The 24552-nt window shown below is 41.8% G+C and carries 20 protein-coding genes; 19 read left to right on the forward strand and 1 reads right to left on the reverse strand.

What is annotated here, in order from left to right:
* Nucleotides 1-216: 216 nt before the first annotated feature.
* The 12 genes from lspA (at nt 217) to pyrE (ending at nt 13511) form a co-directional block, all read left to right on the forward strand.
* Complete coding sequence (lspA, locus tag RE409_RS08390) at nt 217-675, forward strand: signal peptidase II (RefSeq protein WP_053345257.1); 459 nt, start codon at nt 217-219, stop codon at nt 673-675.
* A 4-nt stretch (nt 676-679) separates the two neighbouring features.
* Entirely contained in the window at nt 680-1597 is a 918-nt protein-coding gene (locus tag RE409_RS08395; protein ID WP_201221465.1) for an RluA family pseudouridine synthase, read from the forward strand.
* Nucleotides 1598-1790: 193 nt separating this feature from the next.
* Entirely contained in the window at nt 1791-2336 is a 546-nt protein-coding gene (gene pyrR, locus RE409_RS08400; protein WP_056527097.1) for a bifunctional pyr operon transcriptional regulator/uracil phosphoribosyltransferase PyrR, read from the forward strand.
* Nucleotides 2337-2518: 182 nt separating this feature from the next.
* Nucleotides 2519-3808: a solute carrier family 23 protein gene (locus RE409_RS08405; RefSeq protein ID WP_309558814.1), complete on the forward strand. Its 1290-nt coding sequence runs from the start codon at nt 2519-2521 to the stop codon at nt 3806-3808.
* A 199-nt stretch (nt 3809-4007) separates the two neighbouring features.
* Entirely contained in the window at nt 4008-4943 is a 936-nt protein-coding gene (locus tag RE409_RS08410; RefSeq protein ID WP_098175396.1) for an aspartate carbamoyltransferase catalytic subunit, read from the forward strand.
* Nucleotides 4906-6192, forward strand: coding sequence for a dihydroorotase (locus RE409_RS08415; protein ID WP_056526604.1), 1287 nt, complete (start codon nt 4906-4908; stop codon nt 6190-6192). The genes RE409_RS08410 and RE409_RS08415 overlap by 38 nt, the downstream gene beginning before the upstream one ends.
* Nucleotides 6189-7295 (forward strand): carbamoyl phosphate synthase small subunit, encoded by a 1107-nt coding sequence (locus tag RE409_RS08420; RefSeq protein WP_098175394.1) that lies wholly within the window; start codon nt 6189-6191, stop codon nt 7293-7295. The genes RE409_RS08415 and RE409_RS08420 overlap by 4 nt, the downstream gene beginning before the upstream one ends.
* Complete coding sequence (gene carB, locus RE409_RS08425; protein ID WP_309558815.1) at nt 7274-10480, forward strand: carbamoyl-phosphate synthase large subunit; 3207 nt, start codon at nt 7274-7276, stop codon at nt 10478-10480. The genes RE409_RS08420 and carB overlap by 22 nt, the downstream gene beginning before the upstream one ends.
* On the forward strand, nt 10477-11256 hold the full coding sequence (locus RE409_RS08430; protein ID WP_053345264.1) for a dihydroorotate dehydrogenase electron transfer subunit: 780 nt from the start codon (nt 10477-10479) through the stop codon (nt 11254-11256). The genes carB and RE409_RS08430 overlap by 4 nt, the downstream gene beginning before the upstream one ends.
* Nucleotides 11253-12164: a dihydroorotate dehydrogenase gene (locus tag RE409_RS08435; protein WP_201254405.1), complete on the forward strand. Its 912-nt coding sequence runs from the start codon at nt 11253-11255 to the stop codon at nt 12162-12164. The genes RE409_RS08430 and RE409_RS08435 overlap by 4 nt, the downstream gene beginning before the upstream one ends.
* Nucleotide 12165: 1 nt before the next feature.
* Complete coding sequence (gene pyrF / locus RE409_RS08440; RefSeq protein ID WP_053345266.1) at nt 12166-12882, forward strand: orotidine-5'-phosphate decarboxylase; 717 nt, start codon at nt 12166-12168, stop codon at nt 12880-12882.
* Nucleotides 12876-13511 carry an orotate phosphoribosyltransferase gene (gene pyrE / locus RE409_RS08445; RefSeq protein WP_116821766.1) on the forward strand — a complete coding sequence of 212 codons (636 nt, stop codon included), beginning with the start codon at nt 12876-12878 and terminating at the stop codon, nt 13509-13511. Before pyrF ends, pyrE begins: the two co-directional genes overlap by 7 nt.
* Nucleotides 13512-13565: 54 nt before the next feature.
* Here pyrE and RE409_RS08450 read toward each other — a convergent pair whose 3' ends face one another.
* On the reverse strand, nt 13566-15293 hold the full coding sequence (locus RE409_RS08450) for an Rqc2 family fibronectin-binding protein (RefSeq protein WP_309558816.1): 1728 nt from the start codon (nt 15291-15293) through the stop codon (nt 13566-13568).
* 450 nt (nt 15294-15743) lie between these two features.
* On the opposite strand from RE409_RS08450, the gene RE409_RS08455 reads away from it, so the two are divergent.
* The 7 genes from RE409_RS08455 to priA all read left to right on the forward strand — a co-directional run bounded on the left by RE409_RS08455 (nt 15744) and on the right by priA (nt 24499).
* The gene (locus RE409_RS08455; RefSeq protein WP_201224987.1) at nt 15744-18422 is read left to right on the forward strand and encodes a calcium-translocating P-type ATPase, SERCA-type; all 2679 of its coding nucleotides are present in this window, start codon (nt 15744-15746) and stop codon (nt 18420-18422) included.
* A 154-nt stretch (nt 18423-18576) separates the two neighbouring features.
* On the forward strand, nt 18577-19452 hold the full coding sequence (locus RE409_RS08460) for a YicC/YloC family endoribonuclease (protein WP_053345269.1): 876 nt from the start codon (nt 18577-18579) through the stop codon (nt 19450-19452).
* Nucleotides 19453-19506: 54 nt separating this feature from the next.
* Nucleotides 19507-19770: an extracellular matrix/biofilm regulator RemA gene (remA, locus tag RE409_RS08465; protein ID WP_034313813.1), complete on the forward strand. Its 264-nt coding sequence runs from the start codon at nt 19507-19509 to the stop codon at nt 19768-19770.
* Nucleotides 19771-19780: 10 nt separating this feature from the next.
* Entirely contained in the window at nt 19781-20395 is a 615-nt protein-coding gene (gene gmk, locus RE409_RS08470; RefSeq protein WP_034313809.1) for a guanylate kinase, read from the forward strand.
* Between the two features lie 3 nt (nt 20396-20398).
* The gene (gene rpoZ, locus RE409_RS08475) at nt 20399-20605 is read left to right on the forward strand and encodes a DNA-directed RNA polymerase subunit omega (protein ID WP_056526628.1); all 207 of its coding nucleotides are present in this window, start codon (nt 20399-20401) and stop codon (nt 20603-20605) included.
* 273 nt (nt 20606-20878) lie between these two features.
* Entirely contained in the window at nt 20879-22081 is a 1203-nt protein-coding gene (gene coaBC, locus RE409_RS08480) for a bifunctional phosphopantothenoylcysteine decarboxylase/phosphopantothenate--cysteine ligase CoaBC (protein WP_201221457.1), read from the forward strand.
* A 6-nt stretch (nt 22082-22087) separates the two neighbouring features.
* Entirely contained in the window at nt 22088-24499 is a 2412-nt protein-coding gene (gene priA, locus RE409_RS08485; RefSeq protein ID WP_201181489.1) for a primosomal protein N', read from the forward strand.
* The last annotated feature ends 53 nt before the right edge of the window (nt 24500-24552 follow it).

The raw sequence follows: 24552 nt of genomic DNA on the forward strand, positions 1-24552 counted from the left end.
CCGGCCTTTTTCATGGGAAATGGTATCTAGTGTGTGAAACAACCAAAATCATTTGCGAAAATAAATTGTTTCCTAAAAAAGGAAAAGAGCACCTTGTCAGCCCAAGCTTATATTCTCCACGTGCTGATTGAGGTCTTCTGTTTTTCGTATTAGTCATTATTTCTAGTTTATGCTACAATTCAAAAGTGAAGATTTGATTAGTTTGGGGGAAAAAATGTGTTTTATTACTTAATTGCCCTTTTGGTCATAGCTTTCGATCAGCTGACAAAATGGATGATTGTGAAAAAAATGGAGTACGGAGAAAGCATTGAAATTATTGAAAACCTTCTATATATCACCTCGCATCGTAACCGTGGGGCCGCATGGGGAATTCTACAAGGTCAAATGTGGTTTTTCTACATCATCACCATCGCTGTCATTATTGGACTTGTCTATTATATTCAGAAAATGGCGAAGGAAAGCCGTTTGCTTGGAGTTTCACTTGCGCTCATGCTAGGCGGTGCGATTGGTAATTTTATCGACCGTGTTGTTCGTCAGGAAGTAGTCGATTTCGTTCATACCTATATATTCAGCTATAGTTTCCCGGTATTTAATGTTGCTGATGCTGCGCTTTCAATTGGTGTCGGACTGCTCGTGATTCATATGTTTTTAGAAGAAAAAAACGCTAAGGAGTAAGATAATGGATAAAAGGTTATACAGCATCGATGAAACACTAAAAGGCGTTAGGATTGATAAGGCTCTTTCTACATTAAATGAGGAATGGTCACGTACTCAAGTCCAGCAATGGATTAAAGATGACCACGTTTTAGTTAATGGGTCTGCAATAAAAACGAATTACAAATGTATTACAGGCGATACAATTGAAGTAACGATTCCTGAACTTGAGGAATTGGATGCAGTCGCTGAAGAAATGAATTTGGATATCTATTATGAAGATGCAGATGTGCTGGTTGTTAATAAACCGAGCGGTATGGTAGTCCACCCAGCGCCAGGACATGTATCTGGTACCCTTGTAAATGGATTGATGGCTCACTGCCAGGATCTTTCTGGAATCAACGGTGTAATGCGTCCAGGTATCGTCCACCGAATCGATAAAGATACATCAGGTTTATTAATGGTTGCTAAAAATGATATGGCGCATGAAAAGCTTGTTCAGCAACTGGTTGATAAAACTGTTACCCGTAAGTACCAAGCTGTAGTTCATGGGGTTATCCCGCATGACTTCGGAACGATTGACGCTCCAATTGGCCGTGATAAAAAAGAACGCCAAAGCATGACGGTGACAGACTCTAACTCCAAAAATGCTGTAACTCATTTCCGTGTCATCGAACGTTTCACTGCTTTTACTTTGGTGGAATGTCAGCTTGAAACAGGAAGAACTCATCAAATCCGTGTTCATATGAAATATATCGGATTCCCGCTTGCAGGAGATCCAAAATATGGTCCGAAGAAGACGTTGAAGTTAGATGGACAAGCATTGCATGCCGGTTTGCTTGGTTTCGTTCATCCTCGTACAAATGAGTATATGGAATTCGAAGCACCAGTTCCGGAAGAGTTCGAAAATCTTATTAATCAATTACGTAGAAGTAAGGATTGACAATAGAGTTTTTATGATATATTATAATAATAACTTAATGAGAACCTTTAACACAGTCCAGAGAGACTGAGAAGGAAACGGATACGCTAAATGGGATAATTGTACCCATAGCGATGAAATCCTCACGCCTTCTGGGTGTGAGGATTTTTTGTTAAAGGGGACCAATCAGATGAAAGAATTCGGGGTGGCCAATATGTTGAATGAGAAAGCAATAGTACTTGATGAACAGGCCATTAGCAGAGCCTTGACGAGAATTGCCCATGAGATTATTGAGAAAAATAAGGGGATTGAGGATTGCGTCTTAATTGGGATTCGTACACGCGGGATTTTCTTGGCTGACCGACTTGCAAAGCGCATCAATCAAATAGAAGGTAAAGAAATTCAGTTAGGTGAACTTGATATTACACTTTACCGCGATGACCTATCGAAAAATACGAATGATGGTGAACCGGTCGTAAAAGGTTCAGACATTCCAGTCAATATTAGCGATAAGAAAGTGATTTTAGTAGATGATGTTCTCTTTACCGGTAGAACCGTTAGGGCGGCAATGGATGCACTTGTGGATCTGGGAAGACCTTCACAAATCCAGCTCGCAGTATTAGTTGACAGAGGACATAGAGAGTTGCCGATCCGTGCAGATTTCGTTGGGAAGAACGTTCCAACATCACAATCGGAAAAAATCACCGTTACTTTAACAGAAGTAGATGAAGTAGATCAAGTCACTATACTAGAAAAATAAACAACAACATGAAAATTAAATAAAACCCTTTTAAAGACAGTCCAGAGAGGCTGGCAAAGGGGAGTGAATTGGGAGATCTATGCCTATGTATAGGTAATGATCTTCTGAGAAACCCTCTTTGTGTAATACTGCAAAGAGGGTTTTTGCAGTTTTGATGCAATTTTCATGAGGGGGATATGAAAATGGAAGAAATAAAAAGTGACGTCGTACTTGATGTTGAAGACGTACCTAGAGTTGGCCAGTGGATAACATTAAGTATCCAGCACCTATTCGCAATGTTTGGTGCAACGGTGTTAGTGCCATTCCTAGTAGGGTTAAGCCCGGCTGTGGCTTTGGTTTCAAGCGGCTTAGGAACATTATCCTACTTGTTGATTACCAGAGGTCAAATACCTGCTTATCTCGGTTCATCCTTCGCCTTCATCACGCCAATTATTTTGGCAAAGGCGTTGGGCGGACCGGAAGCGGCCATGATTGGCTGCTTTGCAGCAGGACTCATATATGGAATAGTAGCCTTGATTATCCAAAAAGTTGGTTTACGCTGGTTAATGAATTTGCTGCCTCCGGTTGTGGTTGGACCAGTTATCATTGTAATCGGGTTAAGCCTCGCTGGAACGGCTGTAGACATGGCGATGTATGATCCGCAAGATAAATACAGTGTCACATATATTATAATAGCGCTAATAACTTTAGCGGTAACCATTATCTGTAACGTTTTCTTTAAAGGATTCATTAACTTGATTCCCATTTTAATGGGAATTATAGTTGGCTACAGCTGTTCAGCAGTTGCGGGAATTATAGATTATGAACCAATTAAATCTGCACAATGGTGGGAAATGCCGAAATTCATGTTTCCTTATATAACCTATACACCAATCTTTTCATGGGAAGTCATTGCTATCATGGTCCCTGTGGCCGTCGTCACATTATCAGAACACATCGGCCACCAGATGGTACTGAGTAAAGTAGTTGGCAGAAACTTTTTGGAAAAGCCCGGTTTACATCGATCCATCCTAGGGGATGGAGCCGGAATCATGATTGGTTCCTTCATCGGTGGGCCACCACTAACATCATATGGTGAAAATATCGGCGTCCTGACGATGACAAAGGCATTTAGCGTGTATATCATCGGCGGAGCTGCTTTAACTGCAATCGTCTTTGGCTTTAACGGTAAGATTTCAGCAGTCATCAGCTCGATTCCTACAGCTGTGATGGGTGGAATATCAATCTTACTTTTCGGTATCATCGCTTCAAGCGGATTAAGGATGCTGATTGATAATAAAGTTGATTTTGATAAAAAACGCAACATGATGATAGCTTCAGTCATCCTGGTACTTGGAATCGGCGGAGCGTTTGTACAATTATCGGATAAGGTATCGCTATCTGGAATGGCACTTTCAGCGATTGTTGGAATCTTGCTTAACTTGATATTACCGGACAGAGAAAAAATTTCCGGAGACATCTTTGAAAAATAAGTTAAACTGTATCACACAATATATCACCTTTTAAAAGAAGTCCAGAGAGGCTTGAAAGGGTGTTGCTGTAAAGACAAATGAGAACGGGAAATAAACCAGTCCTAGTTCTTGTAAGTCTTTATTACCTACACCCTGTCCTTATTGGCGGGGTGTTTTTTTTTACCCCGCATCACAACAAATTGTGAAAGGAGCAGGATCAATGAAAAAATTATTGACGATGAATGAATTGACCATAACTGAAATTGAAAAAATTCTACAAGAAGCAGAGGGGTTTGCTAATGGAACGAGCTGGAATCCTAAACAGCAGACCATGGTTGCCAATCTATTCTTTGAACCGAGTACACGTACGAAATCAAGCTTTGAAATGGCTGAAAGAAAATTAGGTCTTGAGGTCATTCCTTTTGATGCCGGGACATCATCCGTTTTAAAAGGAGAAACCTTATATGACACAGCAAAAACGTTTGAATCAATCGGTGTCAATGCCTTAATTATCCGCCATGAACAGGATAATTACTTTGATGAACTAAAAGAAAAACTCAACATTCCAATAATCAATGCAGGTGATGGTTGCGGAAATCATCCAACGCAGTCATTGCTGGACTTATTGACGATAAAACAAGAGTTTAATAGTTTTACCGGTCTGAAGATTGCAATAATTGGGGACGTAATGCATAGCCGAGTGGCAAAATCGAATGCAGAAGCCTTAACTCGTCTAGGAGCGAATGTCGTATTTTCAGGTCCGCCTGAATGGTTTGATAGAAACAACAGCTTAGGGAGATATGAAGACATCGATCAAGCGATAGCGACATCGGATGTGGTTATGCTACTTCGGATTCAGCACGAAAGACATAATGAAAAATACAATCAGGCAAATGGGGATTATTTGGAAAGATTCGGTTTAACCAAACAACGTGAAAAAAATATGAAACCGGGTGCGATCATCATGCATCCTGCACCAATAAATCGCGGCGTTGAAATTGACAGTGATTTAGTCGAATGTAGCCGTTCAAGAATTTTTAAACAAATGCAAAATGGTGTGTTTATTAGAATGGCCGTATTAAAAAATGTGCTAGAACAATTTGAGGGAGGAATCATCCATGAAAACTGTCATCAAAAATGGAGTATTGCTAGATAATCAAAATTCATTCAAGAAAGCAGATATTGAAATAGAAGGAAAAATCATCACGAAAATCGGAGAGAACCTGGCAACAGAAAATTGTGAGGTAATAGATGCCAAAGGGTTACTTATTACACCAGGATTTATTGACCTGCATATCCATTTACGCGAGCCAGGCGGCGAGCATAAAGAAACAATAGCAACTGGAACGCTTGCAGCAGCAAGAGGCGGTTTTACCACTGTAGCAGCGATGCCTAATACAAGACCTGTTCCTGATACAATTGAAAATCTTGAAGCACTTAACCGGAAAATTGAAGAAACAGCACATGTTCGTGTACTGCCTTATGCATCCATCACGATTAGAGAGGCTGGCAAAGAATTGACTGACTTTTCTTCTTTAAAACAAACTGGGGCTTTCGCCTTTACAGACGACGGCGTTGGTATCCAAGAAGCCGGAATGATGCTGGCTGCGATGAAACAGGCTGCCGCTCAAGATATGGCTATTGTTGCTCATTGTGAAGATAATAGCTTAATCAATAAAGGCTCTGTACATGAAGGAAGATACTCCAAAGAACAAGGAATCAATGGAATCCCATCTGTATGCGAAGCTGTACATATAGCCAGGGATATCCTGCTTGCGGAAGCAGCGGACTGCCATTATCATGTCTGCCACATTTCTACGAAAGAATCGGTGAGAACTGTAAGAGATGCCAAACGCGCCGGTATCCGGGTCACAGCGGAAGTTACACCTCATCACTTATTGCTGTGTGAAGATGATATCCCAGGACTTGATCCGAATTATAAAATGAATCCGCCTTTAAGAGGAAGAGAAGATCGTGACGCATTGATCGAAGGCCTGCTGGACGGAACAATCGACTTTATTGCTACAGATCATGCTCCGCATACAGCTGAGGAAAAAGCTCAAGGGATGCAGCTAGCTCCTTTTGGAATTGTGGGACTAGAAACGGCCTTCCCGCTGCTTTACACAGAATTAGTCAAAAAGGATGTAATCACCTTAAAGCAATTGGTCGACTTCATGACCATCAAACCATCTGAGAGTTTCTCACTTCCTTATGGACAGCTAAAGGAAGGTGCTACTGCTGATATCGTATTAATCGATTTGGATACTGAAAAAGAAATTAATAAAGAAGAGTTTGCTTCAAAAGGTAAAAATACACCTTTTAATGAAAAGAAATGCTATGGCTGGCCAGTTATGACGATTGCAGAAGGAAAAACAGCTTGGGAAAAAGGACGTGTTCAAGGATGAAAAGACAGCTTATTTTAGAAGATGGAACGGTATTCCTCGGCGAAGCATTCGGAGGGGACGTAGAAAAAATAGGTGAAGTTGTTTTTAATACAGGGATGACAGGATATCAGGAGATTTTATCTGATCCATCCTATTGCGGCCAAATAGTTACGCTAACTTACCCGCTAATCGGAAACTACGGAATAAACCGAGATGACTTTGAATCTATCAATCCAGCGATATCAGGGTTCGTCGTTAAGGAAACAGCTGATCTTCCTTCCAACTGGCGCAACCAATTATCTCTTGATGAATATTTGAAAATGAAGAACATACCTGGCATAAGTGGAATTGATACGAGAAAGCTGACAAGAATCATTAGGAAATCAGGTGCACTTAAAGGAGCGCTCTGCAATATCAATAAAGATGCTGAAGAGATTGTTTCCCAGCTAAAAGCAACGGTGATTCCTTCTAATCAAGTGAAGCAGGTTTCAACAAAAGCTGCCTACTCAAGTCCTGGAAGAGGCCCCCGAGTCGTTCTTGTTGATTATGGCATGAAGCATGGTATTTTACGCGAGTTGACGAAGCGTGGTTGTGATGTTGTGGTTGTACCTTATAACGTTACGGCAGAGGAAGTGCTGCAATATCATCCAGATGGAGTGATGCTTTCAAACGGCCCTGGAGACCCGAAAAGTGTTCAGGAAACGCTTGAAATGATTCGTATAGTGCAGAAAGAAGTACCGCTATTTGGAATTTGCCTGGGTCATCAGTTATTCGCGCTGGCTAACGGTGCAGATACAGCAAAATTGAAATTTGGTCATCGAGGATCAAACCATCCGGTTAAAGACCTTCGTACTGGAAAAGTATCCATCACTTCTCAAAATCACGGATATACAGTCGAGGAGCTTTCTATTGAAAACACTGACCTTGTTGTGACACATACAGCATTAAATGACGATACAATTGAAGGCTTACGCCATAAAAAATATCCGGCTTTCACAGTTCAATATCACCCGGAGGCTTCACCTGGTCCGGAAGACGCCAACTACTTATTCAATGAATTTTTACAAATGATTGAAGCTGCACCTACGAAGGGGGAAAAAACATGCCAAAACGCACAGATATAAAAAGCATCCTAGTAATTGGTTCTGGTCCAATCGTAATCGGCCAGGCTGCTGAGTTCGATTATGCAGGAACTCAAGCATGTATTGCCTTAAAGGAAGAGGGTTACCGAGTAATCCTAATTAACTCAAATCCTGCTACAATCATGACAGATAGCGAAATGGCGGATGCGGTATATATCGAGCCGATTACTCTGGAATTTGTTAGCAAAATCATCCGTAAAGAGCGCCCTGATGCTCTGCTTCCGACTCTAGGAGGACAAACGGGTTTGAATATGGCTGTTGAACTAGCCGATGCAGGGATTTTGGAAGAATGCAATGTGCAGATCCTTGGTACGAAGCTTTCCGCTATCCAACAAGCAGAAGACCGTGATTTGTTCCGAACCCTGATGAACGACCTTGGGGAACCTGTTCCTGACAGCGATATTATTCATAATTTGGATGAGGCTTATACGTTTGTGGAACGAGTCGGCTATCCAGTTATCGTACGCCCAGCCTTTACACTAGGTGGAACAGGCGGCGGGATTTGTGATAACGAAGAGCAGTTAATCGAGATTGTTGAAGGTGGCCTAAAAAGCAGCCCGGTTCATCAATGTCTGCTTGAGAAGAGTATTGCCGGTTTTAAAGAAGTGGAATATGAAGTAATGCGTGACTCCAATGACAATGCGATTGTCGTTTGTAATATGGAAAACTTTGATCCTGTAGGAGTACATACAGGAGACTCTATTGTTGCGGCACCAAGCCAAACGTTAAGTGACAGAGAGTATCAAATGCTTCGAAATACGTCATTGAAGATTATCCGCGCCTTGAAAATTGAAGGCGGATGTAATGTTCAGCTTGCGTTAGATCCAAACAGCTATCAGTATTATGTCATCGAAGTTAACCCAAGGGTTAGCCGTTCGTCAGCACTTGCTTCAAAAGCGACGGGATATCCGATTGCAAAGCTTGCGGCCAAGATAGCAGTTGGTTTAACGCTTGATGAAATGATGAACCCGGTTACAGGCAAAACATATGCCAGCTTTGAACCTGCGCTTGACTATGTAGTCACGAAAATTCCACGCTGGCCTTTTGATAAGTTCGAAAGCGCCAACCGTAGACTCGGTACACAAATGAAAGCGACTGGAGAAGTCATGGCAATCGGTCGTACATTTGAAGAATCAATTTTAAAAGCTGTGCGCTCCCTTGAAGCAGGACTTTATCATCTCGAGTTGAACGACGAGTTCGAGGATGAAAAAATAGAAAAAAGGATTCGGAAAGCAGGAGATGAGCGGTTATTTTATATCGGTGAGGCACTAAGAAGAGGCAAAACAATCGAAACCATTCACGAATGGAGCCAGATCGATTTATTCTTCCTGCATAAGCTGAAAAAGATTATCGACTTTGAAAAAGAGCTTCGTGAACATTCATTCGATTGTGAAGTCCTGAAGAAGGCTAAGGAACTTGGCTTTTCTGATAAAACGATTGCAGATATATGGGAAGTTACTGAAAAGAAAATTTATGAGTATCGGAAACAACAAGGAATTGTGCCGGTTTATAAAATGGTCGATACATGCGCAGCGGAATTTGAATCGGAAACACCATATTTTTACGGAACATACGAGGATGAAAATGAATCAATTGTTACAGATAAGAAAAGTGTCATTGTGCTAGGATCGGGTCCAATACGGATTGGACAGGGGGTAGAGTTTGACTACGCGACCGTTCATTCAGTCTGGGCCATCAAAGAGGCAGGCTATGAAGCGATCATCATCAACAACAATCCGGAAACGGTTTCGACGGATTTCAGTATATCTGACAAGCTTTATTTCGAACCATTAACACTTGAAGATGTGATGCATGTTATCGATTTGGAAAAACCAGAAGGTGTTATCGTCCAATTTGGTGGTCAGACTGCCATCAATCTTGCAGATGGTCTTGTTGAAAGAGGAGTGAAGATCCTAGGTACTTCTCTAGAAGACTTGGATCGTGCGGAGAATCGTAATAAATTCGAAAGTGCTCTTAAGGATTTAGGAATTCCGCAACCAAAAGGTAAAACTGCCACATCTGTAAATGAAGCTATCGTCATAGCTGAAGATATCGGCTATCCAGTTTTAGTAAGACCTTCGTATGTTCTCGGAGGAAGAGCAATGGAAATCGTCTATAAACAAGAAGAATTGCTGCATTACATGAAAAATGCGGTGAAAATCAATCCGGATCATCCTGTCCTGATTGACCGTTACTTAACGGGGAAAGAGGTCGAAGTCGACGGGATTTCTGATGGCGAAACGGTAGTTATTCCTGGAATCATGGAGCACATCGAGCGCGCAGGCGTCCACTCCGGTGATTCGATTGCCGTCTACCCTCCGCAAAGCCTAACGGAAAAACAAAAAGAAGTGATCATCGATTACACGACTAGATTGGCAAAAGGCTTGAATATTATCGGTCTCTTGAATATTCAATATGTCATCAGTGATGACGAAGTGTATGTCATTGAAGTAAATCCGCGTTCTAGCCGCACGGTTCCATTCTTAAGTAAGATCACGAATGTGCCGATGGCGAACTTGGCCACGAAGGTCATATTAGGACACTCTCTTGAAAGCCAGGGCTACCAATCCGGTATAGTTCCGGAACAAAGCGGAGTCTTTGTAAAAGTGCCGGTCTTCTCCTTTGCAAAATTAAGAGGTGTGGACATTTCACTCGGACCTGAAATGAAATCGACTGGTGAAGTAATGGGGAAAGACAGTACACTTGAAAAGGCTTTATACAAAGGTCTTGTTGCTTCCGGTTTCAAAATTCAAGGTCACGGTTCAGTCTTGTTAACGATATCGGATAAAGATAAGCAAGAAGCACTATTGCTGGCAAGACGTTTTCATAATATTGGCTTCAAGTTGATTGCCACAAGCGGAACCGCCGCCCTGTTGGAGCAATCTGGTATCCCAACTGCGGTTGTTGGTAAGATTGGTGAAGAGGGAAGAAACCTTTTGGATGTTATCCGAAATGGGGACGCACAATTCGTCATCAACACTTTGACGAAAGGGAAACAGCCGGAACGAGATGGTTTTAGAATACGTCGCGAATCTGTTGAAAATGGAGTGACATGTCTGACATCCCTGGATACAGCAGAAGCCATTTTAAGAGTAATTGAATCAATGAACTTTTCGGCAGAAGCCATGGGGAAAACGGAAAAAAGTCGTGAGGTGAGCTATACATGATCAAGAAGGAAACGATGAAGGTGTTGACTCATAAAGAACTGGCTCCATCCATATTTGAACTTACCCTACAAGGTGAATTAGTTTCAGAAATGAAGCAACCGGGCCAGTTTGTACACGTAAAGACAACTGAAGGCAACGAGCCTTTGTTAAGACGCCCGATTTCGATTTCTTCTTATAACAGTAGTGAAAAACAGTTCACGATGATATACCGGGCTGAAGGGAAAGGAACGACACTGCTGTCACAGTGTAAGCAGGCAGAAGGTGTAGATATCCTCGGTCCGCTTGGCAACGGCTTTCCGGTTCATGAAGCAAATAAGGGAGAAACAGCTCTATTGGTTGGTGGTGGGATTGGTGTCCCACCTCTGTATCAGTTATCGCAGATGTTGGTTGCTAAAGGAGTTAGGGTAATACATGTACTAGGCTTCCAAACGAAGTCTGCCATTTTTTATGAAAAAGAGTTTAGTAAATTAGGTGATACCTATATTGCCACAGTAGATGGATCGTATGGAACAAAAGGATTTGTTACGACAGTAATTGACAAGTTGGATACGGAGTTTGAGACAATCTTTTCCTGCGGGCCGACACCAATGCTAAAAGCATTGGAAGCGGGATATCGTGAAAAAAAACTTTACCTGTCTCTTGAAGAAAGGATGGGCTGCGGAATTGGTGCGTGTTTTGCCTGCGTGTGTCATACAGGAGATGATCCGAATGGTTTCAGTTACAAAAAAGTATGCAGTGACGGACCCGTATTCCGGGCAGGAGAGGTGGTATTATGAGCAGACTTTCAGTTGAGTTACCAGGATTACACCTGAAAAATCCGGTCATGCCAGCATCTGGTTGCTTTGGATTTGGTCGTGAATACAGCCAGTTCTTCAACTTGGATGTACTGGGAGCAATTATGATTAAAGCGACAACTCCTGAGCCGCGGTTCGGTAATCCAACCCCGCGTGTTGCGGAAACTTCTTCGGGAATGCTGAACGCGATTGGTTTACAAAATCCAGGTTTGGCTAAAGTCATCAATGAAGAACTGGACTGGCTAAGTGGGTATGATGTCCCTATTATCGCTAACGTTGCGGGATCTCAAATAGCTGATTATGTAAAAGTGGCTAGTAACATCAGTAAGGTAGGAAATGTGAAGGCTCTTGAGTTGAATATTTCTTGTCCAAATGTAAAAGAAGGTGGCATCGCTTTTGGTACGGTTCCGGAAGTTGCCAAAGAGGTAACCAAGGCAGTCAAGGAAGTCTCCTCTGTGCCTGTTTATGTGAAGCTTTCTCCAAATGTCAGCAATATTGTGGAAATGGCCAAAGCGGTTGAAGATGGCGGTGCCGACGGGCTGACTATGATTAATACATTAGTCGGTATGCGTTTGGATTTAAAAACAGGTCGACCGATTCTATCGAACAAAACTGGTGGGTTATCGGGTCCTGCGATTAAACCAGTCGCTCTCCGGATGATTTATGAGGTAAGCCAGCAAGTTTCGATTCCAATCATTGGAATGGGAGGAATCGCTTCAGCGGAAGATGTCATTGAGTTTTTCTACGCAGGTGCGAGCGCTGTTGCAGTGGGAACCGCTAACTTCGTGGATCCGTTTGTATGCCCAACGATCATTGAAGAATTACCCAATCTGCTGGATGAGCTAGGATTTGATCATATTTCACAATGTACCGGAAGGAGCTGGAAGTAGAATGAAGCAGTCGCTAATTATCGCGCTTGATTTTCCCAACCTTATACAAACAGAACAATTTTTAAACCAGTTTTCATCTGAAAAACTAGCTGTAAAAGTGGGGATGGAATTATTTTATCAGAATGGACCGTCAATCATTTCTTACGTAAAAGAACAAGGCCACGATGTGTTTTTAGACTTAAAGCTTCATGATATTCCGAACACAGTCAAAAAGGCAATGACAGGTCTGGCAGCTTTAGGCGCTGACATGGTAAATGTCCACGCGGCAGGTGGCCGAAATATGATGGAAGCAGCTCTGGAAGGTTTAGATAGTGGAACAGCTGCAGGAAAAAAACGTCCGTTATGTATAGGGGTTACACAGCTGACAAGCACGTCACAGGAACAAATGAATCTTGACCAAAACATTGCCGGCTCTCTAGAGGATTCGGTGCTTCATTATGCAAAGCTTACTCAGCAGGCCGGATTAGACGGCGTTGTTTGTTCGTCGCATGAAGTAAAGACAATTCATGAACGTATTAGCCCGGAATTTTTAACGGTCACACCTGGTATCCGTAATGCAGGTGGCCAAACACACGATCAAGAAAGAATTGCCACGCCTGAACAGGCAAGAAATTTTGGAGCTGATGCCATCGTTGTAGGTAGAGCGATAACTGGGGCGAAAGATCCATTAACAGCATACTTAGATATGAAAGCAGCCTGGGAGGGAATATCATGTTAAACCAAACCATAGCCGAACACCTATTAGAAATTAAAGCAGTGTACCTACAGCCGAATGATCCATTCACATGGGCATCTGGAATTAAATCCCCTATATACTGCGATAACCGCTTAACCCTTTCTTACCCTGAGGTTCGCAAGGAAATAGCAGAAGGATTGAAAGTATTAATTGAACAGCATTTCCCTGAGGCTGAATTGATTGCCGGTACTGCAACGGCTGGCATTCCGCATGCGGCTTGGGTGAGTGAAAAATTAGATGCACCAATGTGCTATGTTCGCTCCAAAGCAAAGGAGCACGGTAAGGGCAATCAAATCGAAGGTCGCGCTGTTCCAGGACAAAAAGTTGTGGTTGTGGAAGATTTGATTTCAACCGGTGGAAGTGTAATTACGGCTGTAAACGCGCTTAAAGAAGCTGGCTGTGATGTCCTTGGGGTCGTTTCTATCTTTTCTTACCAACTGGAAAAGGGAAAAGAAAAGTTCCTTGCTGAAGGCATTACGAACTATTCATTAAGTGACTATTCGACCTTAATCAAAGTCGCTAACGAAAAAGGCTACATCACAGAAGGCGAACTGGAAAAGTTGAAAAAATGGCGGGAAAACCCAGAAGATACCGCGTGGATTTTAGCATAAAAAAGTGTGTCCCAATCTTGTAGATTGGGACACACTTATATTTTTGTATTTAAATCAATCCTTTACAGCTTCTGCTTCTTTTAAGCGAATAACTATATCTGCATCTGGTGTAATATATACGGTTTGCTGCTGTTCATATATGACAAAGCCGGGCTTCGAGCCATTCGGCTTCTTTACATGGCGAACTTGTGTAAAGTCTACGGGCACCGAACTCGATTGCTTTGCTTTACTGAAGAAGGCTGCTAAAACTGCTGCTTCTTTTATGGTTTCTTTACTCGGTGATTCATTCCTAATCACAACATGTGACCCAGGGATATCTTTTGTATGAAGCCAAATTTCATCGCGACGTGCAAATTTATTCGTTAAATAATCATTTTGTTTATTGTTTTTCCCGACAAAAATGAGATCTCCATCTGTGGAATAATATGTTTCAAGTTGTGGTTTTGCATTGGCAGGCTTTTTCATGCCTTTTTTCTTTTTTTGACGAATATATCCTTCTTCCTGAAGTTCCTCGCGTATTTCCTCAATATCTTTAGGTGAAGCTGATTGGAGTTGCTGATGCAACGCTTCAAAGTAGGCTAATTCCAATTTTGCTTTCTGGATTTGCTCTTGTACGACACCGACTGCATTTTTGGACTTTTGGTATCTAGAGAAGTACTTTTGCGCATTATCAGATGGGTTTTTAAATGGGTCAAGAGGGATTATGACCATACTTTGTTCATCATCATAATAATTGACCACTTCAATTTCCTTCATGCCTTTTTTCATTTGATATAAGTTAGCTGTCAGCAGTTCACCGAACAATTGGTATTGTTCTCCGCGTTCCGTTTCCTTTAATGTTCGTTCGAGTTTGCCGATTTTTTTAGAGTTCTTTTCAATTTCATTCGCAATGAAACGGTCTACATCCTGACTCTTTTGCTTTACCCGATCTCGCTCTGCCTTTCCAAAGTAATACCGATCGAGCATTTCGCTTAAGGAAGAAAATGTTCGGTATTTTCCAGTCAGGTGCTCTAGCGAAAGCATATAAAACACATCTTTGCTGCCGTCTTGTTTTATAGTTGCGGTATATTTTTGTTCCGATATTTCCTTGATAAGACTTGAAAAGGCCGATGGAAGAGTGGTACTGTTGGCTAACCCTGCCCGATAAACGGCCTCCTTTGCAACTAACGGAGAAACTCCAGAAAATTGGGCAACAAGTTGACGATCGAGTTTTCCCGCATTAAAGTCGATATTTTTCCTTATATCATCCTCAGTAGCATCAAAGGGGTTATGCTTTTCTTGTGCGGGGGGCACTTTGTATTCCTGCCCAGGTAATATCGCCCGATAGCTGTTCACAGCGTAAGAGACATGCTTAATGCTGTCTAATATCATATTCCGTTCTTTATCAACTAAAACAATATTACTGTGACGACCCATGATTTCCACGATTAACTGCTTTTGCGAGACATCACCAAGCTCGTTACGACCCTTCACCTCAAAAATAATCATCCGATCTAGTTCATATTGATAAATATCTTCAATCGTATAGCCTTCGAGATGCTTTCGAAGCAGCATACAGAACATTGGCGGCTCTTTTGGATTTTCATAACTTTCTTCTGTCAACTGTACTCTTGAATAGCTTGGATGGGCTGATAATAAGAGTTTATGGTTCTTACCTCCAGCGCGAACAACCAGGATAACTTCATTTTTATAAGGCTGATGAACTTTATTGATGCGTCCACCTTTTAGTATAGAAGCGATTTCTTCCGTCATCGCTTTCGTAAATAATCCATCAAATGACATTCTATTTTTACTTCCTTTACATAAGATTTTCTATGACTCCATTGATTTTAATTGATGTTAGTTACAGAGAGTTTTTCGTCCTATAATTAACTCGCAAAAATGGCATTTGCAAGTTTAGAAAAACTCGATGAAGCGAGCTTTAAAATGTTCAGGTAAATTGAATTGATCAATTCTTATATGTACCTAGTTTAAACTAGCCAAAGTTTACCTTTTAAGGTGGCCTATTTTTATACGCAGTTGTTCGTCCAATTTTGGATAAGGTTCATTCATCTTTCGCATTTCTGTTTAATTATAGCATTTTTTTGGACGAGCCTGAATAATCATGGAAGAAGAGCAGGTTGTTTTATGTATTTAGTATGCGGACAGGTGTTGGATGAGCAGAGCTAGAGCGCCTGTTTGGTTGTATACAGGGGCCTATTTCATTCTATTCAAAGGGATGTGTGATACTTGATGGAGTTCAAGGAAATGAATAAGCAAGAAATGGAGAGAGCGCTTCAAACAAACGTTACACACGGTTTGGACGATGATGAAGTAAAGGACAGGCTGCATAAGCATGGTTTTAACGAATTAAAAGAAGGAGAAAAACAGTCAGCCATCCTTTTATTTTTCGCACAATTTAAAGATTTTATGGTCATTGTTTTACTTGCGGCGACCTTGGTCTCCGGTATTTTGGGTGAATATATCGATGCGATTGCCATCATGGCGATTGTTTTTTTGAATGGAGTGCTAGGCTTTTTTCAAGAACGAAAGGCCGAAAAATCCTTGGATGCCCTGAAGGAAATGTCAGCACCACAAGTCCATGTTCTTAGGAATGGGCACTGGCTGAAGATTCCATCTAGAGAAGTCGTGGTGGGGGATATCTTGAAATTTTCGAGCGGGGATAGAATTGGCGCCGATTTACGGATTGTTGATAATTCAAGCCTTGAGATTGAAGAGTCGGCACTTACCGGTGAGTCGCTCCCGGCTGTTAAATGTTCTGATCCGATAATTAATGAGTTAGAAGGTATCGGTGATCAGGAAAATATGGCTTTTATGGGAACCATGGTTACAAGAGGGAATGGAGTCGGTATTGTTGTCGCTACAGGCATGAATACTGCGATGGGGAAGATTGCCGACTTGCTTCAGACAGCTGAAACAAAAGAAACACCTTTACAGCGCCGTTTAGAGCAGCTAGGTAAAATTTTAATCGTCACGGCGTTGATATTAACGGTGATCGTCGTACTGACTGGAGTCATTCAAGGACATGATCTCTATACAATGTTTTTAGCAGGCGTTTCTTTAGCAGTTGCGGCGATTCCGGAAGGATTGCCAGCAATTGTGACTGTAGCCTTGTCGTTAGGCGTTCAGCGTATGATCAAACAAAAAGCGATCGTACGTAAGCTTCCAGCGGTCGAAACGCTTGGTTGCGCAACAGTGATTTGCTCAGATAAAACAGGTACACTGACGCAAAACAAAATGACGGTGACTAAAATTTGGAGTGGAGGTAAAACCTGGGATGTCAGCGGGACTGGATATAATCCGATTGGGGAGTTTTCATTAGGTGGAGTTTCCGTTGCTCCGAAAAACCACAAAGCTTTGCTTCAAATGATGACATTTGGACTGCTCTGTAACAAAGCTGAACTAAACGAGAAAGGAAAACAATATGTCCTTGACGGAGATCCGACAGAAGGGGCGATGTTGGTTGCCGCAATGAAGGCAGGTTTGACAAGGGAATACTTATCTACTCGGTTCACGATAGTGAAGGAGTTTCCATTTGACTCGGGCCGGAAAATGATGAGCGTTATAGTGAAGGATGATAAAGAGAATCATTTCGTCATCGTAAAAGGGGCCCCTGATGTATTGCTCGCCCAGTGCGACACGATTCTATGGGAAGGGAAGTCGGGCCCGCTGAATCGGGAAAGTAAGGAAAGAGTTCAACAAGACATGAGTGAGTTAGCTTCACAGGCACTGCGGATGATTGCCGTTGGTTATAAGCCACTTTCAAAAGGAACAATTCTGCTCCATGAAACAGAAGCTGAGCGCAATTTGACCTTCATGGGACTGCAGGGCATGATTGACCCTCCGCGTCCAGAGGTGAAGCAGGCGGTTAAAGAGTGCCGTGATGCGGGAATCAAAACCGTCATGATCACTGGTGACCATGTAATAACCGCAAAGGCGATAGCTAAAGAACTTGGTATTTTAAAAGGGAAAGACCTCGTACTAGAAGGCAGACAATTATCAGATATGGAAGTCGGAGAGCTTGAGGAAATAGTAGAAAGTGTTTCGGTGTTTGCTCGCGTTTCCCCGGAACATAAGCTAAAAATCGTAAAGGCATTGCAAAATAAAGGACATGTAGTAGCGATGACAGGAGATGGAGTCAATGATGCACCAGCAATAAAATCAGCGGATATTGGTATATCTATGGGAATCACCGGGACAGATGTTGCCAAAGAGGCTTCCTCCTTGATATTGGTTGATGATAATTTTGCAACAATAAAATCAGCCATTAAAGAAGGCAGAAATATCTATGAAAATATCCGAAAGTTCATTCGTTATTTGCTCGCATCCAATGTTGGAGAGATTTTGGTTATGTTTTTTGCGATGCTATGCGGCTTGCCTTTACCATTAATTCCGATCCAAATTCTATTCGTGAACCTCGTTACGGACGGTCTTCCTGCGATGGCTTTGGGGCTTGATGCGCCAGAAGACGATGTGATGAAGAGAAATCCTAGAAATGCAAATGAAGGTGTATTCGGCAGAAGACTTGGATGGAAAATTATCTCTCGTGGTTTTCTAATTGGAATTTCAACTCTGATAGCGTTTTACGTGGTATATCGAGCGAACCCTGATAATCTGACTTATGCACAAACGATCGCATTTGCTACCCTTGTTCTTGCTCAACTAATCCACGTTTTCGATTGTAGAAGTGAACGATCAATCTTTTCGAGAAATCCATTTGGTAATCTATATTTAGTGGGAGCTGTGCTGTCTTCCCTTTTGTTAATGCTCGCCGTCATGTATGTTCAGCCCTTGCAAGCGATATTCCATACCGTTCCGATTTCGGGGAGAGATTGGCTTTTAGTATTAGGAATGTCGTCCATCCCAACTTTTTTACTAGCAGGAACTTTTTTAGCAAGAAAAGCACAATGAAATATGATATAATCTTTAAGGTGGTAGAGTCTTGCTCTATTACCTTTTTATTTTTATAGCCTTTTATTTATAAGCTCAAGCGTCCGTGCTGAAGCTGATATATAATTAATGTAAACGCCAAGTTACTACATTATGCTTGATAGGAAGTGAAGCCATGGTTACCAGTATGACGGGCTATGGAAGAGAAGAAGCAGCAAACGAACAGGTCAAGATTTTTGCCGAAATCAAGACGGTGAACCATCGTTTTTGTGAATATACGATTCGAATGCCGCGCCAACTTTTGGTTTTGGAAGAAAAAGTGAAGAAAAAGGCGAATCAATACATAAGAAGGGGACGGGTGGAAATCTTCATTACAGTAGAAGGTGATAGCCTAGTTTCCAAAAAGGTCAAGATCGATTGGGATCTTGCTGATCAGTATGTGAGTTTGATGGATAAGGTTAAAGGGAAATACAACCTGGAAAGTTCCGTTACATTACAGGATATGCTACAACTTGAATCAATTTTCGTGACGGAAGAAGTACCGATTGTTCCCACCGATTTGGAAGCCTTACTCATGGAGGCTGTTTCGGGGGCATTGGAAAACTTGAAAAAAATGCGGACTCAGGAAGGTCAGGAGCTGGCCCAGGATCTGCAACATCAGCTGAAAAAGTTTGGTGAGATTGTAGTGGGGGTTAAAAACTATGCGCCTTCAGTTGTCGAGAAATATAAAGCACGGTTGGCAATCAAGCTAGCTGAGTTGACAGAAGGATTGATTGAGGATAGCCGTATTGTGACAGAAGCGGCCATTTTTGCTGATAAATGTGATATAAATGAAGAGCTGACGAGACTTGAAAGTCATGTACAGCAATTTTCAGAAACGCTTACACATGGTGAACCAATTGGTAGAAAACTTGACTTCCTTGTTCAGGAGATGAATCGAGAAGTCAATACAATTGGATCAAAGGCAAATGATTCGACCATTACTAAAGAAGTGGTTGAAATGAAAAGTCTGCTTGAAAAATTAAAGGAACAGGTTCAAAATATCGAGTAGTCGGTTTATGATGAACCTATCAAGGTGACAATAGAATATGAATGGGGGACAAAAATGTCAATAAAGCTCATTAATATTGGATTTGGGAATATCGTTTCCGCAAACCGGATCGTATCCATCGTGAGTCCTGAATCAGCTCCGATTAAAAGGATTATCCAGGATGCTCGAGATCGCGGATCCTTAATAGATGCTACATACGGTAGAAGAACAAGGGCCGTTATTATTACAGACAGCGACCATGTTATCTTATCAGCGGTTCAACCAGAAACGGTTGCAGCAAGGCTTCAAGATAGAGATGACAGCGTAGAAGAGGGGTAACTAAAAGAATATGAGAGAAAAAGGTTTATTAATCGTTTTGTCCGGTCCATCCGGTGTTGGTAAAGGAACAGTAAGGAAGGCGATCTTTTCTCAGCCTGGTACGGCATTTGAATATTCAATTTCGATGACGACACGACTGCCACGCCATGGTGAAGTGGACGGAGTAGACTATTTCTTTAAAAAACGTGAGGAATTCGAAGCGTTAATTGAAGAAGGTAAACTGCTTGAATATGCTGAGTTCGTCGGCAATTATTATGGAACACCTGTGGATTATGTTCGTGAAACAATCGACTCTGGAAAAGATGTTTTTCTGGAAATCGAAGTTCAAGGAGCCAAACAGGTCAGGGAGAAATTTCCTGAAGGGCTTTTCATTTTTCTTGCACCCCCAAGCTTGACTGAACTCGAAAGCCGAATTGTAACACGCGGTACCGAGACAGAGGAAGCGATTAAAGGGCGGATGAAAGTAGCTAAAGAAGAAATAGAACTTATGGATCTGTATGATTATGTCGTTGAAAATGACCATGTGGATGCTGCTTGTGCTAGAATTAATGCAATTGTAATTGCCGAGCATTGCCGTCGGGAAAGAGTTGCTGTTTTATATAAAAAAATGTTGGAGGCGGAATAAACTATGTTATATCCATCAATTGATTCCCTATTACTAAAAATCGATTCAAAATACTCACTTGTATCAGTGGCAGCTAAACGTGCCAGAGAAATGCAAATTAAAGATAATTGCCTCATTAATAAACCAGTTTCTCATAAATCTGTTGGTCGTGCCCTTGAAGAAATTCATTCTGGAAAATTGACTTACGATAATTCTTACGAGGAAAACTAAGCGAACACATAAGCTTGACCTATCGGGCCTGACACCCTAAAGCAAACAGGATGCGTTACATTTGAAAGTTGCTTCCTTCCTGCGGCCAAGGTGTCAGGCCTGTTTGTTTTGATTTTTATAAATGCTCCTTAAGCAGACGGAAAGCATTGAAAAAGCAGGCATAGACATCACAATAATGCAAAAAACCATATGTTGCTGCGCATATCAAATGAAATTTCTTCTGTAATCCTTCATAATTAAGAAAAATAGAATATATAGTTAGGGGAAATTTGCATGCTTAACGATAAAAAAGTTCTTCTTTGTGTCACCGGCGGAATTGCTGTATATAAGGCTGCTGCCCTGACCAGTAAGCTCACACAGGCAGGTGCCCAAGTTAAAGTAATCATGAGTGATTCGGCACGTCAATTTGTGACGCCGCTTACCTTTCAAGCACTTTCGAGACATGATGTTTATACTGATACATTTGATGAAAAAGATTCTTCAGTTATTGCCCACATTGACCTGGCTGATTGGGCAGATATCATCCTTGTGGCTCCAGCTACGGCAAATGTTATTGGCAAGATAGCCAATGGAATCGCAGATGATATGGTCACGACGACAATTTTAGCAACGGTGGCTCCTGTTTGGGTGGCACCCGCAATGAATGTCCATATGTACGCACACCCAGCGGTCCAAAAAAATATAGAGACACTTCGTACGTTCGGGTATCAATTCATTGAACCAGGTGAAGGGTATTTGGCTTGCGGATATGTTGGGAAGGGTAGATTGGAGGAACCGGAAACGATTGTAAAACACCTCAATCTATATTTCGGTGAAAGAAAATTACAACCTCTTAAAGGAACGAAATATTTGATAACTGCTGGACCGACTCGTGAAGCAATCGATCCGGTTCGTTATGTGACGAATCATTCCAGCGGGAAAATGGGCTATGCACTTGCTGAGCAGGCAGCTGAGCAGGGGGCTGAGGTGACATTGATTACCGGCCCCGTAAGCTTGACACCTCCTTCAAAGGTCAAGGTCATCCATGTGGAATCAGCAGCAGATATGTATGATGCGGTTTTTGAACAATATAATACTAGTGATGTCGTGATCATGACGGCCGCAGTGGCAGACTATAAACCGAAATTATATCATGCTCAGAAAATGAAAAAGCAGCCGGGTGAAAATGTGATTGAATTTGAACGGACAAAGGATATCCTTAAGGAACTAGGTGAGAATAAAACCCATCAGATATTGGTAGGATTTGCAGCGGAAACGAATAATGTTGAAGAGTATGCAAGAGGGAAATTAGCGAAAAAGAAAGCAGATATAATTGTTGCTAATAATGTTACCGTTGCCGGGGCAGGTTTTGGCACGGACACAAATATTGTGACGATTTTCAATAAAGATGGACGTGCTACCGACCTTCCTAAAATGAGTAAAGCGGATATAGCCAAAAGCATTCTGTCAGAAGTATCTCGCATGCAAAAGGAATGATGTCTTATGGATATTGCATCCGTTATTGTGGATGTACCTGCAAAACAAACAGATCGAGAATTTGACTATCGCATCCCTGAAAAATGGAAACAAGTCATCAAGCCTGGAATGCGCGTCATTGTCCCATTTGGCCCGAGAATGGTACAGGGCTTCGTGACCGGATTAAAATCCAAAAGTGATTTTGCGAAATTACGCAATATCAAAGAACCAATGGATTTGGAGCCAATTCTAAATGATGAATTGCTTAAGCTTGGTGACTGGTTGACCAAAGAGGCCATGTGTTTTAAAATTTCAGCGCTTCAGGCAATGCTTCCTGCTGCAATGAAAGCAAAATATGAAAAAGTGATCAATATCATTGAAGATAAAAAGGAGCAACTTCCACCTCTCATTCAAAAGCTTTTCGGAAAACATGATTCATTATCCTGGAAAGATGTGATTGAAGGTGAGCATGCCTCCCTTTTTCAAAAAGAAGTACAAAACGGCAATTTAGAGCTAATGTATTATGTAAAAAACCGCCTCAATAAGAAGACGGTCCGTATCATTAAACCGTTACTTTCCCCAGAGGAATTGAAAGAAATGGCTTCTACACTTTCCGGTAATGCAAAAAAACAACAAGAACTTCTTCAATACTTTATTGAACATCCAGAACCAGTCTCGCTTAAGGAACTGCTTGAAATGGTTAATGCCTCAAGCGGCACGGTAAAGTCCCTTGTATCAAAAGGGGCTTTAGTGGAACTGGATCAGGAAATATACCGCGACCCCTATGAAAATCGTGTGTTTGAAAAATCCAATCCCTTTACTTTAACGGATGAACAAGCGGCTGCCTTGAAGCCCATTCAGGAGAAAATAAAACATGACGAACATGAAGTTTTCCTTTTATATGGTGTAACAGGAAGCGGGAAGACTGAAGTGTATTTGCAGGCGATTGCCTCTGTCATGGATAAAGGTAAGGAAGCCATTATGCTGGTTCCCGAAATCTCCTTGACGCCACAAACGGTGAAAAGGTTTAAGGAACGCTTTGGTGAGCAGGTAGCGGTCATGCATAGTGGTTTGTCTGTGGGCGAAAAATATGATGAATGGCGGAAAATCCACCGAAAAGAAGTAAAAGTAGTGGTAGGGGCCCGTTCAGCCGTATTTGCGCCTTTTGAAAACCTGGGCCTAGTCATCATTGATGAGGAGCATGAATCCAGTTATAAGCAAGAAGAAACGCCCCGCTATCATGCGAGGGACGTTGCAATTCAAAGAGCGAAATCATATTCATGTCCGGTCATTCTTGGTAGTGCCACTCCGACTCTTGAATCCTTTGCACGTGCCAAGAAAAACGTCTATCAGTTATTGACTCTTAGTCAGCGGATGAATAAAAATGCGTTGCCGGCAGTGGATATTGTTGATATGAGGGAAGAATTAAGGACGGGAAATCGATCGATGTTTTCAGAGCTGCTCTTTACGAAGTTGAAAGACCGGCTTGAAAAGGGGCAACAGGCGGTGTTGATGCTAAATAAACGAGGACATTCCTCCTTCGTGATGTGTCGAAGCTGTGGATTAGTCATCAACTGTCCAAATTGTGACATTTCACTCACCTATCATCGCTTTAATGATATAATGAAATGCCATTATTGTGGATTTGAGGAAGGAATGCCTTCTGATTGTCCTGAATGTGCTAGTGAACATATCCGATTCTTCGGTACAGGTACGCAAAAAGTGGAGGAAGAACTTGCAAAAATTCTCCCAGATGCACGAGTAATACGAATGGATGTCGATACAACAAGTAAAAAAGGTTCACATGAGCGGTTGCTGAATGCCTTTGGTGAGGGAAAGGCTGATATATTACTCGGCACCCAAATGATTGCCAAGGGACTTGATTTTCCCAATATCACTTTAGTTGGAGTCCTTTCAGCTGACACAATGCTCCATTTGCCCGATTTCCGTTCATCGGAAAAAACGTTCCAACTGCTGACACAAGTAAGTGGAAGAGCGGGACGTCACCAACTCCCAGGAGAGGTAGTCATTCAAACCTATACGCCTGAGCATTACAGCATCGAGCTTTCAGCTATGCAGGATTATGATTTCTTTTTTGAGCGAGAGATGTATCTCCGCAGGCAAAGTCATTACCCTCCCTATTATTATGTTGTGCTAATAACTGTTTCACATGAAGACTTAATGAAAACAGTGAGTGTCACGGATAAAATCACAAATTATTTAAGTTCACGATTGAATCGGGATTCTATCGTACTCGGTCCGGTTGCTTCGCCCATTAGTCGAATCAACAATAGATATCGATACCAATGTCTGATAAAATACAAACGAGAGCCGGATCTTAATCAGCATTTACGAACACTTTTAGAGCATTATCAAAAAGAAACGGCCCAAAATCATCTGCAGATTTCAATAGATTTAAATCCGCAGATTATGATGTAATTGTTTTAACATTGGATGATTACCGCGAGCTGTTCTAGCTTGCGTTTTTATAT

The organism is Peribacillus sp. R9-11 (genome assembly GCF_031345095.1).
GTDB classification, from domain to species: Bacteria; Bacillota; Bacilli; order Bacillales; family DSM-1321; genus Peribacillus; species Peribacillus butanolivorans.

Coding starts and splice junctions, on each gene's coding strand:
- RE409_RS08395 (WP_201221465.1), top strand. CDS start 680: ATGGATAAAAGGTTATACAGCATCGATGAAACACTAAAAGGCGTTAGG.
- pyrR (WP_056527097.1), top strand. CDS start 1,791: ATGTTGAATGAGAAAGCAATAGTACTTGATGAACAGGCCATTAGCAGA.
- RE409_RS08405 (WP_309558814.1), top strand. CDS start 2,519: ATGGAAGAAATAAAAAGTGACGTCGTACTTGATGTTGAAGACGTACCT.
- RE409_RS08410 (WP_098175396.1), top strand. CDS start 4,008: ATGAAAAAATTATTGACGATGAATGAATTGACCATAACTGAAATTGAA.
- RE409_RS08415 (WP_056526604.1), top strand. CDS start 4,906: ATGAAAACTGTCATCAAAAATGGAGTATTGCTAGATAATCAAAATTCA.
- RE409_RS08420 (WP_098175394.1), top strand. CDS start 6,189: ATGAAAAGACAGCTTATTTTAGAAGATGGAACGGTATTCCTCGGCGAA.
- carB (WP_309558815.1), top strand. CDS start 7,274: ATGCCAAAACGCACAGATATAAAAAGCATCCTAGTAATTGGTTCTGGT.
- RE409_RS08430 (WP_053345264.1), top strand. CDS start 10,477: ATGATCAAGAAGGAAACGATGAAGGTGTTGACTCATAAAGAACTGGCT.
- RE409_RS08435 (WP_201254405.1), top strand. CDS start 11,253: ATGAGCAGACTTTCAGTTGAGTTACCAGGATTACACCTGAAAAATCCG.
- pyrF (WP_053345266.1), top strand. CDS start 12,166: ATGAAGCAGTCGCTAATTATCGCGCTTGATTTTCCCAACCTTATACAA.
- pyrE (WP_116821766.1), top strand. CDS start 12,876: ATGTTAAACCAAACCATAGCCGAACACCTATTAGAAATTAAAGCAGTG.
- RE409_RS08450 (WP_309558816.1), bottom strand. CDS start 15,293: ATGTCATTTGATGGATTATTTACGAAAGCGATGACGGAAGAAATCGCT.
- RE409_RS08455 (WP_201224987.1), top strand. CDS start 15,744: ATGGAGTTCAAGGAAATGAATAAGCAAGAAATGGAGAGAGCGCTTCAA.
- RE409_RS08460 (WP_053345269.1), top strand. CDS start 18,577: ATGGTTACCAGTATGACGGGCTATGGAAGAGAAGAAGCAGCAAACGAA.
- remA (WP_034313813.1), top strand. CDS start 19,507: ATGTCAATAAAGCTCATTAATATTGGATTTGGGAATATCGTTTCCGCA.
- gmk (WP_034313809.1), top strand. CDS start 19,781: ATGAGAGAAAAAGGTTTATTAATCGTTTTGTCCGGTCCATCCGGTGTT.
- rpoZ (WP_056526628.1), top strand. CDS start 20,399: ATGTTATATCCATCAATTGATTCCCTATTACTAAAAATCGATTCAAAA.
- coaBC (WP_201221457.1), top strand. CDS start 20,879: ATGCTTAACGATAAAAAAGTTCTTCTTTGTGTCACCGGCGGAATTGCT.
- priA (WP_201181489.1), top strand. CDS start 22,088: ATGGATATTGCATCCGTTATTGTGGATGTACCTGCAAAACAAACAGAT.